The sequence below is a fragment of the Empedobacter sp. GD03797 genome, assembly GCF_029842105.1.
GTDB classification, from domain to species: domain Bacteria; phylum Bacteroidota; class Bacteroidia; order Flavobacteriales; family Weeksellaceae; genus Empedobacter; species Empedobacter falsenii_C.
The window spans coordinates 129,445-145,017 of sequence record NZ_JAOCFS010000003.1 but is presented as its reverse complement, the minus strand read 5'-3'; the positions used below and the strand labels follow the sequence as shown (position 1 = coordinate 145,017).

The window sequence follows — 15,573 nt, the reverse complement described above, 5'->3', positions numbered from 1 at the left end:
ATTTTTTATTGTTAACTAATATTGTTTTTAATCTATTAAGTACATTTTCGCTTCGTAATCACCTTTTAAATAATCTACCCAAGCCAAAACAACTTTCTTTGCTTTATTTTTTTGAATTAAATAATTCGCATACTTTTTTAATTGTTCTTCATTAAAATTTTCCGAAATAAAAAAAGCATTTTCAGTCTTCAATCGATGACGAATACTCACCTCACCCAAACAAATATTTGCTAATGTGTAAACAAAAACTGCTGGACTCGGAAAAATTTCATCAGCAGATTGAATACTTTGTTGATGTTTCAAATCTGATTCTAAGCTCGAATTTCGATTCGCAAAAACCAATGCAATATCTTGATTTTCGTTCAATGTATTTTCATCTTTCAACAAAATTTCGGCAGCTAAAAAAGCTAATTTACTCTGATGATCCATTTTATAAAATTTTGGATAATCAATCTGGAAAGATTTGAAGAAATTTTTCGAAAATATACCAAAATCTCCTGAAGAATCTTCAAAATAAAGTTCATCATTCAACCAAACTTGTTCGTTTTTAATCTCAACTTTAGTCATTTTGAACTTTTTTTAGAATAATTACTGCATTACTTCCTCCAAAACCAGAAGAAGTTTTCAAAATAATATTGACTTCTTTTTGAAGATTTTTTTTCAAAATATTTAATGGAACTGATGTTCCTATTTCATCGAAATTATGACTTTTCAAAAGCAAATTTTCTTGTGCTTGCTTCATCGAAATAATCAATTCTAACAATCCAGAAGCTCCCAATGTATGTCCGTAAAAAGCTTTCAAACTATTTGTCGGAATCGATTCCAATTGTAAACGATTAAAAGCAATTGCCTCCATTTCATCATTATACAATGTAGCCGTTCCATGAGCCGAAATATAATCTATTTCATTTGATGAAATATTTGCCTCTTTCATTGCCGATTCTATACTCGATACCAAGCCTTCACCCGTTCGAGATGGTCCAGAAATATGATTTGCATCGTTGATTGAAGCTTCACCTAAAATCAGAAAACTATTTTCGTCTTTATTTTTTGAAAGATAAACACAAGCCGCAGCTTCGCCTAAATTTACACCTTTTCTATCTTTGTCAAATGGTTTACACAACTCAAAATCCATTGCCTGAAAAGAATTGAAACCTGTTAAAACAAAATCTGTCAATTCATCCAAAGCCAAAACATAAGCATCATCAAATTCATCCATTTCGATGAAACGTTTTGCAACATTAACTGCTAAAACTCCCGAAACACAAGCATTTGAAACAATAATTGGTTCTGTTTTAAACTCAAAATAGTTTGCAATCTTCTTTGCAAAATTTGGAATTGAAGCTTTTTCTAACGAATTAGAAAGTTGATCAATATTACCTTTTGTTGTTGAAATTATAAAAGCAGTACGTTGTGAAATTTTCGATTTATCAATAATAGATTGAAGAGCTAAAATCCCAAATAATTCTAATCGCGTATAAATCTGATTATCTTCAACTTGATCTTTTAAATTTAAGAAAATTTCATCATCAATTTTTCCAGCATAAAAATTCTTTAAATGTCCAAAAGAATCAATTTTAGAAACAGCAGAATTTCCTTTCACTAATTCATTCCAATTCGCTTGAATAGAATTTCCGAAAGGCGTGAAAATATTTGTACGATTAATGTAAACTTTTTCCATTACAACAATCCTACTTTTTTCTTCCATTCTTCAAAAAATGGCGGTAATGTTAACATTAAATCTCCTTCGTTGTCTAAAAAAACTTGAATCGTTTCTCCAATACAAACTAACTTTTCATCTTGATTAAAAATCTTGAATTTATATATCATTTTAGCCGCCAAAGTATTTTCAAAAATCGTTTCTATTCTACATATATCACCATATTTCAACGGAAATTTGTGTTCACAAACCGACTTAATAATTGGTGTTACAAATCCACTTTTCTGAATATCCAAATAACTAATCCCAAAATGACGTCCAAAAGCTTCCCTTCCATCTTCAAAATACGTAATATAATTCCCATGCCACACAATTCCCAACGGATCGGTTTCATTGAATCGTACTGCGAAATTGGAATTATGTACTAATGTTTTAATCTTCTCTTCTGAACTTATCATAATATATAGCGGCAAACAAGGTAATAATATAGAACAAAGTTAACAAAATAATATTCGGAACAATCTGAAGAAAAGATTGATTTCTCAGGATTAAACTATAATAGCCATCGAGTGCCCAATTCATCGGTGATATTTTCGCGAAATGTTGCATAAAATCTGACATCGCAAAAACTGGAATCCAAACACCGCCAATTGCGGCTAAAATCACGACCAAAGTCGCTCCAAAAGGTGCAGATTGTTCTTGGGTTTTCGCAATTGTACCAATTAAAAGTCCTAATCCAATTGCTGCTAAAGAAGCGAATAAAGTCAATCCGTAAATCGAAAATAATATGCCATCCGTTTTGAAACCTGGTAAATCAATCAATGGAAAAACTAATTTAGCGACACATAAAATCATAGTAAATTGTAGTAAACTTATGATTAAATACGTGATCGTTTTAGCGATAATTTGAACAGAATAAGGCATTGGACTTGTTAATAATCGAATGTGCGTACCTAAACTTTTCTCTTTTACAATATTGATTGACAGCGGAACTACGATAAAAAATATCGCAAATAATGTCCATGCAGGCACATTATGTTGTGTTACATTTGGTTTCAAAACTGATTTAGAGTCCTCAGGAACAACCTCTTGAAAATGAATAAACTTCTCATTTTGAAATCCTAAATCATTTGATCCCATTTCTTGCTGAAATGCTTTGTAAATACTTTTATTCTCAGTATCTGTAATTAATTTATCCAAAACATTCGATACATTTTCTTTGAAAGCAAGCGAAGTTGCAGGATCAAAGTATAATTTAATCGTTTTTGGATCGACTTGTTGATTATATTTCACTTGCGTGCTATCAAAAGCAAATTCGTTCAGAATTTTCTCAACATTTTGATTGATTTTATAATTCAAATCTTTTGATAATCGCACTGGTATTACAATTCCGACTTGATATTTACCTTTAAAAACTTCGGATTTCAGTTCATCTTCCGTTAATTTTTTTCCATTTAATTCAGTTACAATTTTTAAATTTCCTGAATGTGAAATATGTTTTTTTACAATTGCGGAAATACTATCCTGATCATGATCAATAAATAGAACAGGAATACTCGCTTCTGCAAAAGAATCGTAAGTACTTTTCTGAATTTTAGTCACCGTAATAACCAAAATCAAAGGCATAATAAAAAGAATTACCAATCCGCCAATATCGCGAATGAGTAATAAAATTTCTTTCTTAATACATGCTAAAAGTTGGCTCAACATATCACGATAATTTAGTTAGATTAACAAAAGCTTCCTCCAAATTATACGCATTCACTTGCTTGATTAATTCTTTCGGTTCGGCTGTTACAATCGATTTTCTTTGATTCATAATTGTAACTTGCGTACAAAAATCTTCGGCTTCTGCCATGTGATGCGAAGTGTAAACAATCGACATTCCTTGTTGATGCAATTCTTGTAAATAATCCAATAACGCAATTTTTGATTGTATATCAACACCAACGGTTGGCTCATCTAAAAAGAGGATTTCTGGCTGATGAAGAATTCCTGCCAATAAATTAATACGCCGTTTCATTCCGCCCGAAAAAGAATCAATTTTTTTATCCAAAAACTTACTCATTCCTACTTTTTCTGTCAAAAGTTGAATCTTTTCGTGTAATTCTTTTGAAGGAACTTTATAAATTTTTCCAAAAAATTCTAAATTTTCTCGCGCCGTCAAAGTTGGATACAAAGCATATTCTTGCGGAACAATTCCAATGATTTTCTGAATCTTTTTTAAATCCATTTTTTGATTTAAATTCTGAATCACAACATTACCAGAAGTTGGTTTAATCAATCCAGAAAGTATCGACATCAAGGTTGTTTTCCCTGCTCCATTTGGACCAAGTAAACCGTGAATTTCGTTCTGTTTTATCGTCAAAGAAAAATCTTCTAACGCAAAAACATCAGAATTTTTATATTTTTTATATAATTTTTCAATTTCAATCATCTGTTGCTAAATTGCTTTTCTTAAACGTTTAAAAAACGATTCTTCCAAATCGGCTAATTCCAACAATTGATTCGAAATCACATCGTAAATATCTTGCGCATTATTTCTTTTTTTATAAACTCTTGATGCATTTAGAGCAAAATCTCGCCATTTATCTCCTATTTCAGATATTTCTATAGCAAAATCATTCAAATTTGGTTGACTCAATTTTTGTGAAGCTTCTTGTAAAAAAGCAGCATAAATATATCGAAAACCACCACCTCCTGTTCCAATTTCTTCTTGCATTCGAATCATTTGCGCCAGAAAATAATTTGTCTTTGCGTTCCCAATTTTCTTGGGCATTTTTTTGATTCGTTTCGCAACCATTCTAATTCCACGAACACCAACAATCGGAACTGGCGCTAACATTTCACGACACGTTTTTTTAATTCCTTTTTTTATTGCTTTCTCAAAATCAATATTTTCTGGAATAAATTCAGGATAATATAAATGTCCTTTTGGTGCTAAAACTCCTTTCGAAAAACGAACTTTTTCTAACTCATTTTCAGTCAATTTTGTCGTTTCTTGCATAACAGGGTCACTGATTAAATACGTTTGATCTTGTTTTCCGAAAACAACTAAATTATGTCCGTTAAAATGAAACTTATATTCTTCTGGAAAATAAGTCAAATTGTACACACCAACCTGTAAACCGCAAGGTCGATTGGCTAAAAGTTGCTCATCTAAGAAAGTTTGGGCTGATTTTGTAGAGCGAAATTTATGACGTTTAACCATTATACCAAGATTTTTTGCTGCACAATTAAAAATCATTCCTGGCATTGGACGATAACTAATCGCAGGCGCATGATTGACTTTTAAGAAAGGTAAAAACACAAAGAAAAGACCAGAACCAATCCCAAAAATCATCGGTTCTGAAATATCAATTCCTTTATTTTTTAATAAGTTGGAAGCAACTCCATTTTCGCAATGTGCTGATTGAAAATGTTTAAAATCAGTTATGGTTTCCATCAAAGTTTTTTAATTCATCAACCGAAATTTCAAAAGCTTCGGCATATTTTTTTAGTGTTGATTCTTTTAATTTTGAGAAAACAGTTGGTTTTGCATGTCTTTTGACAAAAATCTTCCAAATTCCGACATAATTAGACAAAATTTCCCAATCCATACGTTTCAATTCCATGAAATATAAAATTGGACTTGCTTTTCCATCAATTACTTTTTGTCTTGCTTCCTCTGTGCGTTCATCCAAAATTTTTAAAGTTTCGGACTGAACAATATTCTTCGCTTCCCAACCCGCACTCAATGTTTGGGAAAATTCTCCCTGTTCATCAATTGCGTAATAAACTTCGTTGAAATCCTTGAGATGTCCTTTATCTTGTGGTACTTCTGATTGTTTCATTTTTTATGGTTTTGAAGCATCAAATTCATTGTAGCTGTCGCAATTATTTCGTCATTTAAAATAACTTTTGCTTGCATCAAACTAATTGTAAATTCATCGTAATCGAAAACTTCTAACAACGTTGCTTTTGTTGTAATGGTTTGATTAACTTTTGGTAATTGCATAATTTCGGCTTGTTTGATCGTGCTAATAAAGCCGATTACATCGCCTTTGTGTACATCAGAAAAATTGATAAAATAGTTTTGTCCAATAATTGTCGAACAAACTTGCGCCATATTTTCCAATAAACCCACTTCAGTAAAATATTCGTTCTGAATAAATAATTGATCCGATTTTATCGTAAATAAAGCTTCAACATAGGTTTTCTCAATCCAAGAAATCGTGTCTACAAAAAGCATTGGTTCACGATGCGGAAGAAATTGTTGAATATCAATTTGCTGATTTACTTTCATAAAATTATGTTTCTGCAATCACTGTTTTCATCTCTCCTTTTGCAATTACTTCTCCTTCAATCTTTGTTTCAATCGAAACCAAAGTCACTCCCATTACTTCGTGCAAAATAGTTGCTGTTGTTGTTAAATTTTCATTCACTTTTGGCAAACGATTAATCTCTATTGATTTCATCGAGCCAATATATCCAGTTGGAGCTGATTCATTTCGAATATAAAATTGATAACCTGTATACAAAGCAACTGTTTGTGCCATGTGTTCTAATATTCCAGATTCTCTCAATTGATTATTTTCGACAAAAATCGATTCGTTTTTGACTGTTAAGCTTCCAACAACTTTTCCTTCTTCATATTCAAAAATAGCATCTACCATTATAATTGGTTCGCGTTGTGGAATCAATTGTTTGATAAATTCTATCGTATGATTGGGTAATTGTATTTTATCCATTTTTAAACGACTGTTAAATAAGCGTACGAATACGAAAAACGTCCACTTTCTGGTACGCAAAGCATAATACGATCTCCTTTTTTAAGGTTTCCGTCTTGAAAAAGTTCGTCAAGCATCAAAAAAACAGACGCTGAACCCACATTTCCAACTTTGCTTAAATTCATAAACCATTTCTCTAACGGAATATGAATGTCTTTCTTACAAAATTCGTCATACAAACCTTGAACAAAATAATTTGACGACACATGCGGCAACAAATAATCAATTTCATTTGACGATAATTGATGTTTATCCATTGCAGCTTTCATGCTTTCTACGCCTTTTATCAAAATATTATCATTCAGAATTTTGACATCTTGTTTCAATGAAAAAACGGATTCTTTTAACCATTCTTCTGAAGAAAAATCGCTCCAAGGTTTCATTTCTCCATTTGATAATTTATCACCTCCGGCATACATACACGTTTCCAATTCGTGTGCGTAAGAATAGGATTCCATCCACTCAATTTTAAGTGAAATCGTATTTTCATTTGGTTGATTTTGCAATAAAAAAGCTGCAGCACCATCTGATAACATCCAACGTAAAAAATCTTTTTTAAATGCTATAATTGGTTGTTCTTCTAATTCTTTTAAATTCTCAACTTCATGCTCAAATTTTTCGGCTTTCATCCAAGTGGAAACTCGCTCAGATCCTGAACAAATTGCATTTTTAGAATTTCCTGATTTTACCGAAAGATAACCAAATTTTAACGCATTCATTCCTGAATTACAAACTCCTGATGAAGAATTTAACTCCACCGAAACATTATTTTGCAATAAACCATGTACCATCGCGGCATGAGAAGGCAACAACAAATCTGGCGTTGAAGTCCCACACGACAACACTTCTATCTCATTTTTTGAGAACTGTGCATCAAATAAATTTGTAATTGCATTACTCGTCAATTCGGCATTAGAATGTGTAACATTTCCAGTATTATCGAGAGCGTAATAACGCGTTTTGATTCCATTATTTCTTAAAACGATTCTTCGAGCTTTTGAAGGAATTTGATTAATTTTCCCTAAAAAATCTTCCATTTCATCATTCGAAATTGGTTGATTTGGCAAAAACTTCGACGTTTTCGTTATATATACATTTTGCATATTATTCTATTCCTTGAAAATATTTTATCTGTTTTTTGTATTTAAAATAGTTGAACGGATAAAATATAATATATAACAAATTTACTAGTGGAGATATTATCCAAATAGCTAAAATTAAATAATAATAAAAGAATTTCAAATACTTTTCTCGCTGTTTACCTTGTTTAGAATCAATAATTTTAGACCAAACTTTAAACATTCGATTCCCTTTTGTATCCACAGAAACTAAAAAAGGTTTAACCTCAACGGCTCCAGATTGAATTAAATTTTCTTGTAGATTAGAGTAATTATTATTTTGGATTGAATTTAGAATAATTTTACCAAATCTTCTACTTTCCTGAATAGTTTTTTCACTAATTCCTGGCAAAGGCAACAAATTGAACATTCGCTTTTTAACGCCCGAAAACATCCAATTTACAATTGTCATGGCGCTTACTAAATTTGGCGTATGATCGACCAATGCAATGTTTCCAACTAATTTTGCTTGGCGTTCTTTCAAGATTGTTTTGATTTTTTCTTGTGCTAAGAACCACATATTTCGTGAACCGCTAATTGTAATTATTTTAGAATTTTCTAAAATTTGCTGCGTTTGTTTATCCCTTAAAAAAGAATTTATTGGAATAGATGGCGATAAAAACCAAACTTGATAATACAGTAAAATCAAATCATATTTCTGATTCAAGATTTCTGTCGGAATTGGTTTAATCTTCTTTTCTTTTTGAAGAAAACTATCTGGAAAAGCATTAAAAAAAGAATAAAAATCCCACGGAAAAGGAAATTCCTCTTCCATTTCTATCTTATATTTCGTTAAATTAATATCTTGGTTTTGAACTAAATCATATGTTGTTTGATCGACAATTTCTTTTAACTGTCCTGACTGCGAGTAATAAACAACTAATACGTTGCATTTCATGTAAAGGTTTAGGTTTTTTAGTGGTTTGAAAATTCATATTGTGGTCTAATTTACTTCCAAAAATCGAAATAATTAAACCATTGATAAGGATATTTTTTTACAATGGTTTCTAGATTGACGCAAAACTCTTTCAAAAGTGCATTTGCATCACGATGTTTGAAATTTGCTTGACGCGCATATAAATGATAATGTAGATTCTTTTCCTTCATTACATACACAAAAGCAACGGGCACTTTCAAGCGAGAAGCGATAGAAAATGGTCCTGCAGGAAAATTAGCTTGTTTCCCAAGAAGCTCTTCTGACATCGTTTTATTTCCTTCAAAATAACGATCTCCAGTAAAACAAATTAATTCGTTTCGACTAAGCGCATTATTAATCTCAAAAATATGTGATAAATCTTCTTGAATCAAGATAAACTTTACCGAAGGTTTCATCGAAATACTTTCTAAATATTCTTTGATAACATTTCGTTCTAAATCTGTTGTAACTAAATTGATTTGACAATCAAAATCGATGTCTGCAAAAAAATGTTCAGCAACTTCGAAATTACCAACATGCGCACTAATTAAAATTCCACCTTGTTTTTGATCCAATAGATTTTTTAATAATTCTATTCCATCAAATTCGTACGAGTATTTGTTACGCAAACCTGCATTAATTGCTGTTTTATCAATCAAAGTTTGTCCAAAAGTATAATAACTTTTGTAAACACTTAAAATTGATTTGAAAACCGAAAAATTTAATCGATAACGAAAGTATTCGTAAATAGATTTATTACTGCTATAAGCCGTTATAAAATAATAAAAAGCTACAAAAATTAAGACTGAGTAAGCAGCCTTAATTCCGAGCTTTTTCATAACATTGACAAATATTTTGTATCCCAGGACCGTTCCTTTAGAACGACCATCCCATTGTTTCATATCTGTTATTTATTTTCTAACTTTTGTTCTACAATTGCGTAGAAATCTTCAAAAGTTATCATATTTTGAAAATCTTCTTTAATTAATTTCACACCGAAATTAGATTCAATGATTACCACTAAATCAACATAGTCCAAACTATCTAAATCTAAAGATTCTTTAATATTTTTTTCCTCTGAAATCACAGAAGGATCAACCTCAAATTCATCAATTAAGATAGCGTTTAATTTTTCAGCGATTTGACTTTTCACCATATTAGGAGTTAAATTTTTTAATTACTAAGGCAGAATTTGTTCCACCAAATCCAAAAGAATTCGACAAATATACATCAAATTCTTTATTTAAGGTTTCTTTAACAATGTTTAATTTAGCTGAATCTTCGTCTGCTTCTTCAAAATTAATATTTGGAGCAATAAAGTTATTCATCATCATTAAGTTAGAATAAATAATCTCACTTGCTCCTGCCATCCAACATTCGTGTCCCGTCATCGATTTTGTAGAACTTACAAAAGGCTTCGTTTTTCCAAAAACTTGGTCAATCGCTTTTGCTTCGTTTGCATCACCAACCGGCGTAGAAGTCGCATGTGCATTAATATATTGAATTTCATCTGCCGAAATTTTTGCTTGTTTCAGCGCTCTATTCATCGCTATTGCTGGTCCATCTACATTTGGCGTAGAAATATGTCCACCATTCGATGAAAAACCATAGCCCAAAACCTCAGCAATAATTGGTGCACCACGTTTTACAGCGGATTCATAACTTTCTAAAATCAATGTTGCTCCACCTCCACTCGGCACCAAACCATCACGATTTTTGTCGAAAGGACGACAAGCTTTTTCAGGATGCTCTTCATTTTCTGAAAAGACACCTAAACCATCGAAACTTGCCATTGCATATTTATTAATTTCTTGCGCTCCTCCACAAATAATCATCTCTTGCAAACCATCTTTGATCATCATATAACCTAATCCAATCGAATGCGAACCACTTGCACAAGCTGCACTAATTGTAAAATTGATTCCAGTCAACTCAAAAATTGTCGCAAGATTCATCGTTACAGTAGAATTCATGGATTTGAAAATAGCTCCAGAACCAATTAATTCTGTATCTTTTTTCTCGCGAACAATATCTATTGCATCTATAACCGCTTTCGAAACGCTATCGTTTCCATATATAATTCCGACTTCGTTAGTCTTGATATATTCTTCCGTCAAATTAGCATTTTTCAACGCTTCCAAAGTTGCCATATAAGCAAACTCTGTTTCTTGACCGATTGTAATTCGTTGTCTACGATTCAAAAAAGGTTTCAAATCTGGTGTTGGAACAGCTCCCGTCAAAGCAGATTTAAAGCCAAATTCTTTGCGTTCTTCATCAAAAATAATCCCTGATTTTCCTTGACGCAAAGATGCTGTTACTTCTTCTAATGATGTTCCCAAGCAAGAATAGATGCCCATTCCTGTTATTACGACTCTTTGGCTCATTTTATCTAAGAATAAATTCCTCCATTTATATTAATAACTTCTCCCGTGATATAACTCGATTTTTTAGAAACCAAAAAGCTTACCAAATCGGCAACTTCTTCGGCTTTTCCAAAACGATTGGCTGGAATCAGCTTCTTTAATTCTTGTTGATCCAATTCATCTGTCATATCCGTTTCGATAAAACCTGGTGCAACAGCATTCACCGTTACATTACGTTTTGCTATTTCTTGCGCCAATGCTTTCGTCGCTCCTATTACAGCAGCTTTTGCAGCAGAATAATTTGTTTGTCCTGGCGTTCCTTTCAAACCGGAAACTGAAACTATATTGACAATTCTTCCGAATCTATTTCTCAATAATGGATTAATAAAAAAGTGAGTTACGTTGTAAAAACCATTCAAGCTCGTATTAATCACATTTGACCAATCATCTTGCGAAATCCACATAAACAAATTTTCTTTCGTAATCCCTGCATTGTTTACAATAACTTCTACAATTGCATCTGTTTTTTTTTCTGACCATTCTGTTAAAACTTGTTGCGTTTGATTTGCGTCAGCCACATCAAATTTTAAAATTTCTCCTGTTCCACCTAACGCTTCCACTTCTTTCAAAGTCTCTAACGCAGCAGCTTCATTCGAATTATAATTTATTAAAAGATGATAATCGTGTTCTTCGGCAATTTTAAGACAAATTGCTTTTCCAATTCCACGAGAACCACCTGTTACAATTGCACATTTCATGCTTTATAAAATCTATTTTTTAATCATTAAAAAGTTCAGCATTATCAAACCATTGATCTGCTAATACATTTCCATTCTCATCAAGAAAAGCCCACTTCCCTTGCTTCTTTACACGAGCTAATTTACCATTGAACCCTTTATCTTTTTGTGAAAATCCGAAACTTACAGAGATGTCATACAAAGCTGGAATGACTAATTTACCATCTTTATTGACAAATCCCCATTTACTACCCTCTTTTACTGGAGCTAATCCTATTTCACTAAAAACTTCTGCATTATTATATTTTGGTCGAATAACGACTTCTCCTTGTTCATTAATAAATCCCCATTTCCCTTTATCCTCAATAGGAGCTAACCCATTAGAAAATGATTTTGCATTAGAAAAAATAGGTGTTATTATCCACTCTCCTTTTTTATTTATAAAACCAAACTTATGATTTTTTCGAGCAAAAGTGTATGAAGAAGAGTTAAAATTCCCAATAAAGTCTACTCCTTCAATAGCTATAAATTGATTGTTAGAAACAATTCCAAAATCAGTTCCCTTTTTTGCCCAAACAACATCTTGATTAAATTCTCCAACATCATCATATTCCAAGTTGACAATCAAATTTCCTTTTGTATCAATTACACCCCACTTTTTGTTTAAAGCTACTTTCGCATATCCATTTATAAAAGTTCTGATAACATGATATGTTGGCTCAATAAGTACATTTCCATTATAGTCAATTAAACCGACCAAATCTCCTTTTCTGATAAATGCAACTCCTTCATTAAAGTCATATACTTTATCAGTTAAAGGATAATTTTGTTGTTCACCTTTTGTATTAATGTATGTCCATTTTTTATCAATCTCAACCATTGCTATTCCGGAATTAAACTTCTTTGCATTGGAATATTGAGGTTCTATTACCCACTGATTTTCTTTATTAATAAATCCCCAAAAATTTCCTTTTTTAATTGCAGCAAGTCCTTCTGAAAAATCCTTTGCATCAGAATATTGAGGTTCTATTAAATATTGTCCGTATTCACCAATAAATCCAATTTTATTTTTTGTTTTTACTAATGCTAATTTCTGTGCAGATAATATTCCAAAAAAGACAGTTAAAAATGATAATAAAAGATATTTTCTCATCAATATATTTTTAAAATTTCAGTAAACAATTTTTCACTTCCTTAAGATAAGGATAAATCACCTCATCTTCTTTAAACGCAGGAACAATTTTACGAATCGAATCATAAAAAGCTTTTCCTTTCGAAGATAGTTTATCTTGTATTTGTAGAAATTCTATCGCTTGCGTTACAGCCAAACTCTGAACCGTCAACACTTCGAACGTATTATCAATCACTTTTGCGCAAATCGTTGCCGCATTTGTTCCCATACTCACAATATCTTGATTATCGTTATTGTTTGGAATACTATGCACATACATCGACGTAGAAAGTGTTTGATTTTCTGCCGTTGTAGAAGTCGCTGTAAATTGAGCAGCCTGCAAACCAAAATTAAAACCAAGCCTTCCTAAATTGACAAAAGGAGGTAAAATATTATTGATTTTTGGATTGACTAAATAATTTAATTGACGCTCACTCAGCATTGACAGACGAGTTACAGCTAATTTCAATTTATCCAATTCTAATGAAACATAATCGCCATGAAAATTCCCTCCATGATGAACAGTTTCATTTTCGACATCAATAATTGGATTGTCACTTGCCGAATTTATTTCATTTTCTAACACTTCTTTCGCGGCATTCCATGTATCATAAATTGGTCCTAAAATCTGAGGAACACAACGCAACGAATAATATTCTTGTACTTTTTCTTCAAAAATTTTTTCGGTACGCTCTTGATATAGTTCATCAGCACGTTTTTTGACTAATTTACTGTCATTCAAAAAATCGGTCATTTTATTCGCTATATAACGTTGACCAGCATGTTGTTTAGCTTCATTCAATGGTTTTGAATAATGATCATCAAAAGATTGTACAATCTCATTCATCATCGAGCTTAACGTAATCGAAAGATTGATTAATTGATTAACCTTTATCAAATTTACCATTCCAATACCCGTCATTACCGAAGTTCCATTCATAATTGATAAACCTTCACGAATATGAACTTCTATTGGTTGAAGATTTTCAAGTTCAAAAACTTCTTTCGTCGATTTGATATCTCCTTTATAAAAAACTTCACCTTCTCCAATTAATGTCAAAGCTAAATGCGCCAATTGAACCAAATCTCCACTCGCACCAACACTTCCATGTTGATAAATGACAGGTAAAATATCACGGTTCACTAATTCTTGCATCAATACTAAAACTGAAGGATGTATCCCAGAATATCCCAATGAAAGCGTATTAAAACGTGCAATAACAGCAGCTTTTGTTTGATCTAACGTCAACGGTTCTCCAATTCCTGTACAGTGACTTCTGATTAAATTATATTGAAGTTGAATTGTATTTTCGTCTTCAATACGATATTGTGCCATTGGTCCAAAACCTGTATTTACGCCGTAAATTATTTTATTTTTTGAAAATTCTTTTAGGAATTTAAAACTATTCTCCACACGATCAAGTGTTAATTTATCGAGCAATAATTTTTTATTCTCAAAAAGTATGTTTTCTATAGTGTCAATTGTTAATTTTGTCATGTTATTGATTAGGTAAAAGATTTATCGATTTTGGTTATTTACTCCCTCAATCAGTTGCAAAAATAATTAAAAAACTATACAAAAAGTCATGATTGAAAATACAGATGTTTTAATCATCGGTGCAGGACCTTCGGGATCGGTTGCAGCAGCCTATTTAAGAGAAAAAAACATTAAAGTTATTGTTTTAGAAAAAACTCAATTTCCGAGAATTGTTGTAGGTGAAAGTTTAATCCCTCGCTCTATGGATCATTTCGAAGAAGCTGGATTGTTACCATATTTAGAGAAACAAAATTTCGAAGTAAAACCTGGTGCGAGATTTATTCGAGGTGAACAGATTTGTATTTTCGATTTTAGTAAAAAATTTGGGAAAGGACAAGATTGGACTTGGCAAGTTCCGCGCGCTGATTTTGACATGACTTTAGCTGATGCAATTATAGACAAAGGAGCAGATTTACGTTTTAATGAAGAAGTAATTGATGTTCAATTTGAAGGAAAAAAATCGATTACAACTGTTAAAAAACAAAATGGAGAAACCTATCAAATCAATGCTAAATTTTTGATTGATGCAAGCGGATATGGTCGTGTTTTACCACGATTATTAAATATTGATAGTCCATCAAAACTAAATCCTCATTCAGCAATTTTCACACATATTGATGATGTTCGTCGCCCTGAAGGTCGAGAAGGAACGCAGATTTCTTTTGATATTATCGAAACGAAAGTTTGGTTGTGGGTAATTCCTTTTTCGAATGGAAAAACAAGTGTCGGAATCGTTGGACCAACAGATTATATTAATCAATTATCAACCAATCAAGATACAACGGAAGCTTTGCAAAATGCAATTCAAAAATCTGATTTTTACGTCAATCGTTTTGGTAATTTACCATTTGAATTTAATCCAATTTGGTTAAAAAATTATTCCGCAGCGGTGACTAAAATGTTTGGAGATGGTTATGTTTTGACAGGAAATAGTACCGAGTTTTTAGATCCCGTTTTTTCTTCTGGTGTTTGTTTCGCAACAGAAAGTGGTTTAAAAGCTGCTAAACTTGCTATTAAAGAAATAAATGGTGAAAAAGTAGACTGGCAGACAGATTACGAAGATTATATGAAAGAAGGTATAGATGTTTTCACCACTTATGTGCAAGAATGGTATACCGGAAATTTGCAAGAATTATTTTTCCATCAACCTGAAAATCCTGATGTCAAAGAAAAAATTTGTGCTGTTTTAGCGGGATATGTATGGAACAAAGAAAATCCATTTGTTAAAAAACATTATAGCGTCATCCGGAATATGGCGCATCTGATTCGAATGGTTAAAGAAATAGAATAAATGAAAAGTCA

Annotated in this window: 18 protein-coding genes; 1 reads left to right on the top strand and 17 read right to left on the bottom strand. The window is 31.8% G+C overall.

Features of this window, described 5'->3' with window-relative positions:
- Positions 1–27 precede the first annotated feature (27 nt).
- The 17 genes from N5D90_RS04060 to hutH are packed head-to-tail and all read right to left on the bottom strand — an operon-like array spanning position 28 to position 14,232.
- Positions 28–567 (bottom strand): 3-oxoacyl-ACP synthase, encoded by a 540-nt coding sequence (locus tag N5D90_RS04060; protein ID WP_280061653.1) that lies wholly within the window; start codon positions 565–567, stop codon positions 28–30.
- On the bottom strand, positions 560–1,708 hold the full coding sequence (locus tag N5D90_RS04055; protein ID WP_280061652.1) for a beta-ketoacyl synthase: 1,149 nt from the start codon (positions 1,706–1,708) through the stop codon (positions 560–562). Before N5D90_RS04055 ends, N5D90_RS04060 begins: the two co-directional genes overlap by 8 nt.
- Positions 1,681–2,118: an acyl-CoA thioesterase gene (locus N5D90_RS04050; RefSeq protein WP_280061651.1), complete on the bottom strand. Its 438-nt coding sequence runs from the start codon at positions 2,116–2,118 to the stop codon at positions 1,681–1,683. Before N5D90_RS04050 ends, N5D90_RS04055 begins: the two co-directional genes overlap by 28 nt.
- The gene (locus tag N5D90_RS04045; protein ID WP_280061650.1) at positions 2,093–3,370 is read right to left on the bottom strand and encodes an ABC transporter permease; all 1,278 of its coding nucleotides are present in this window, start codon (positions 3,368–3,370) and stop codon (positions 2,093–2,095) included. The genes N5D90_RS04050 and N5D90_RS04045 overlap by 26 nt, the downstream gene beginning before the upstream one ends.
- 1 nt (position 3,371) lies before the next feature.
- On the bottom strand, positions 3,372–4,097 hold the full coding sequence (locus tag N5D90_RS04040) for an ABC transporter ATP-binding protein (protein WP_280061649.1): 726 nt from the start codon (positions 4,095–4,097) through the stop codon (positions 3,372–3,374).
- A 6-nt stretch (positions 4,098–4,103) separates the two neighbouring features.
- Complete coding sequence (locus N5D90_RS04035) at positions 4,104–5,105, bottom strand: BtrH N-terminal domain-containing protein (protein WP_280061648.1); 1,002 nt, start codon at positions 5,103–5,105, stop codon at positions 4,104–4,106.
- On the bottom strand, positions 5,089–5,493 hold the full coding sequence (locus N5D90_RS04030) for a hypothetical protein (protein WP_280061647.1): 405 nt from the start codon (positions 5,491–5,493) through the stop codon (positions 5,089–5,091). The genes N5D90_RS04035 and N5D90_RS04030 overlap by 17 nt, the downstream gene beginning before the upstream one ends.
- Positions 5,490–5,945, bottom strand: coding sequence for a hypothetical protein (locus tag N5D90_RS04025; RefSeq protein WP_280061646.1), 456 nt, complete (start codon positions 5,943–5,945; stop codon positions 5,490–5,492). Before N5D90_RS04025 ends, N5D90_RS04030 begins: the two co-directional genes overlap by 4 nt.
- 4 nt (positions 5,946–5,949) lie before the next feature.
- Positions 5,950–6,390, bottom strand: coding sequence for a hypothetical protein (locus N5D90_RS04020; RefSeq protein WP_280061645.1), 441 nt, complete (start codon positions 6,388–6,390; stop codon positions 5,950–5,952).
- Between the two features lie 2 nt (positions 6,391–6,392).
- Entirely contained in the window at positions 6,393–7,532 is a 1,140-nt protein-coding gene (locus N5D90_RS04015; RefSeq protein ID WP_280061644.1) for a beta-ketoacyl-ACP synthase III, read from the bottom strand.
- Position 7,533: 1 nt separating this feature from the next.
- A complete protein-coding gene (locus N5D90_RS04010; RefSeq protein WP_280061643.1) occupies positions 7,534–8,445 on the bottom strand; it encodes a dialkylrecorsinol condensing enzyme DarA in 912 nt (303 codons plus the stop codon).
- 50 nt (positions 8,446–8,495) lie between these two features.
- Complete coding sequence (locus N5D90_RS04005; protein ID WP_280061642.1) at positions 8,496–9,365, bottom strand: lipid A biosynthesis acyltransferase; 870 nt, start codon at positions 9,363–9,365, stop codon at positions 8,496–8,498.
- Positions 9,366–9,370: 5 nt separating this feature from the next.
- A complete protein-coding gene (locus tag N5D90_RS04000) occupies positions 9,371–9,619 on the bottom strand; it encodes a phosphopantetheine-binding protein (RefSeq protein WP_114999643.1) in 249 nt (82 codons plus the stop codon).
- 1 nt (position 9,620) lies between these two features.
- Positions 9,621–10,847: a beta-ketoacyl-[acyl-carrier-protein] synthase family protein gene (locus N5D90_RS03995; RefSeq protein WP_280061641.1), complete on the bottom strand. Its 1,227-nt coding sequence runs from the start codon at positions 10,845–10,847 to the stop codon at positions 9,621–9,623.
- Between the two features lie 5 nt (positions 10,848–10,852).
- Complete coding sequence (gene fabG / locus N5D90_RS03990; protein ID WP_280061640.1) at positions 10,853–11,584, bottom strand: 3-oxoacyl-ACP reductase FabG; 732 nt, start codon at positions 11,582–11,584, stop codon at positions 10,853–10,855.
- Positions 11,585–11,603: 19 nt separating this feature from the next.
- On the bottom strand, positions 11,604–12,716 hold the full coding sequence (locus tag N5D90_RS03985) for a WG repeat-containing protein (protein WP_114999639.1): 1,113 nt from the start codon (positions 12,714–12,716) through the stop codon (positions 11,604–11,606).
- 10 nt (positions 12,717–12,726) lie between these two features.
- On the bottom strand, positions 12,727–14,232 hold the full coding sequence (hutH, locus tag N5D90_RS03980) for a histidine ammonia-lyase (protein WP_114999637.1): 1,506 nt from the start codon (positions 14,230–14,232) through the stop codon (positions 12,727–12,729).
- Between the two features lie 88 nt (positions 14,233–14,320).
- Between hutH and N5D90_RS03975 the strand changes: the two genes are divergently transcribed.
- The gene (locus N5D90_RS03975; protein WP_114999635.1) at positions 14,321–15,562 is read left to right on the top strand and encodes an NAD(P)/FAD-dependent oxidoreductase; all 1,242 of its coding nucleotides are present in this window, start codon (positions 14,321–14,323) and stop codon (positions 15,560–15,562) included.
- Positions 15,563–15,573: the final 11 nt, after the last annotated feature.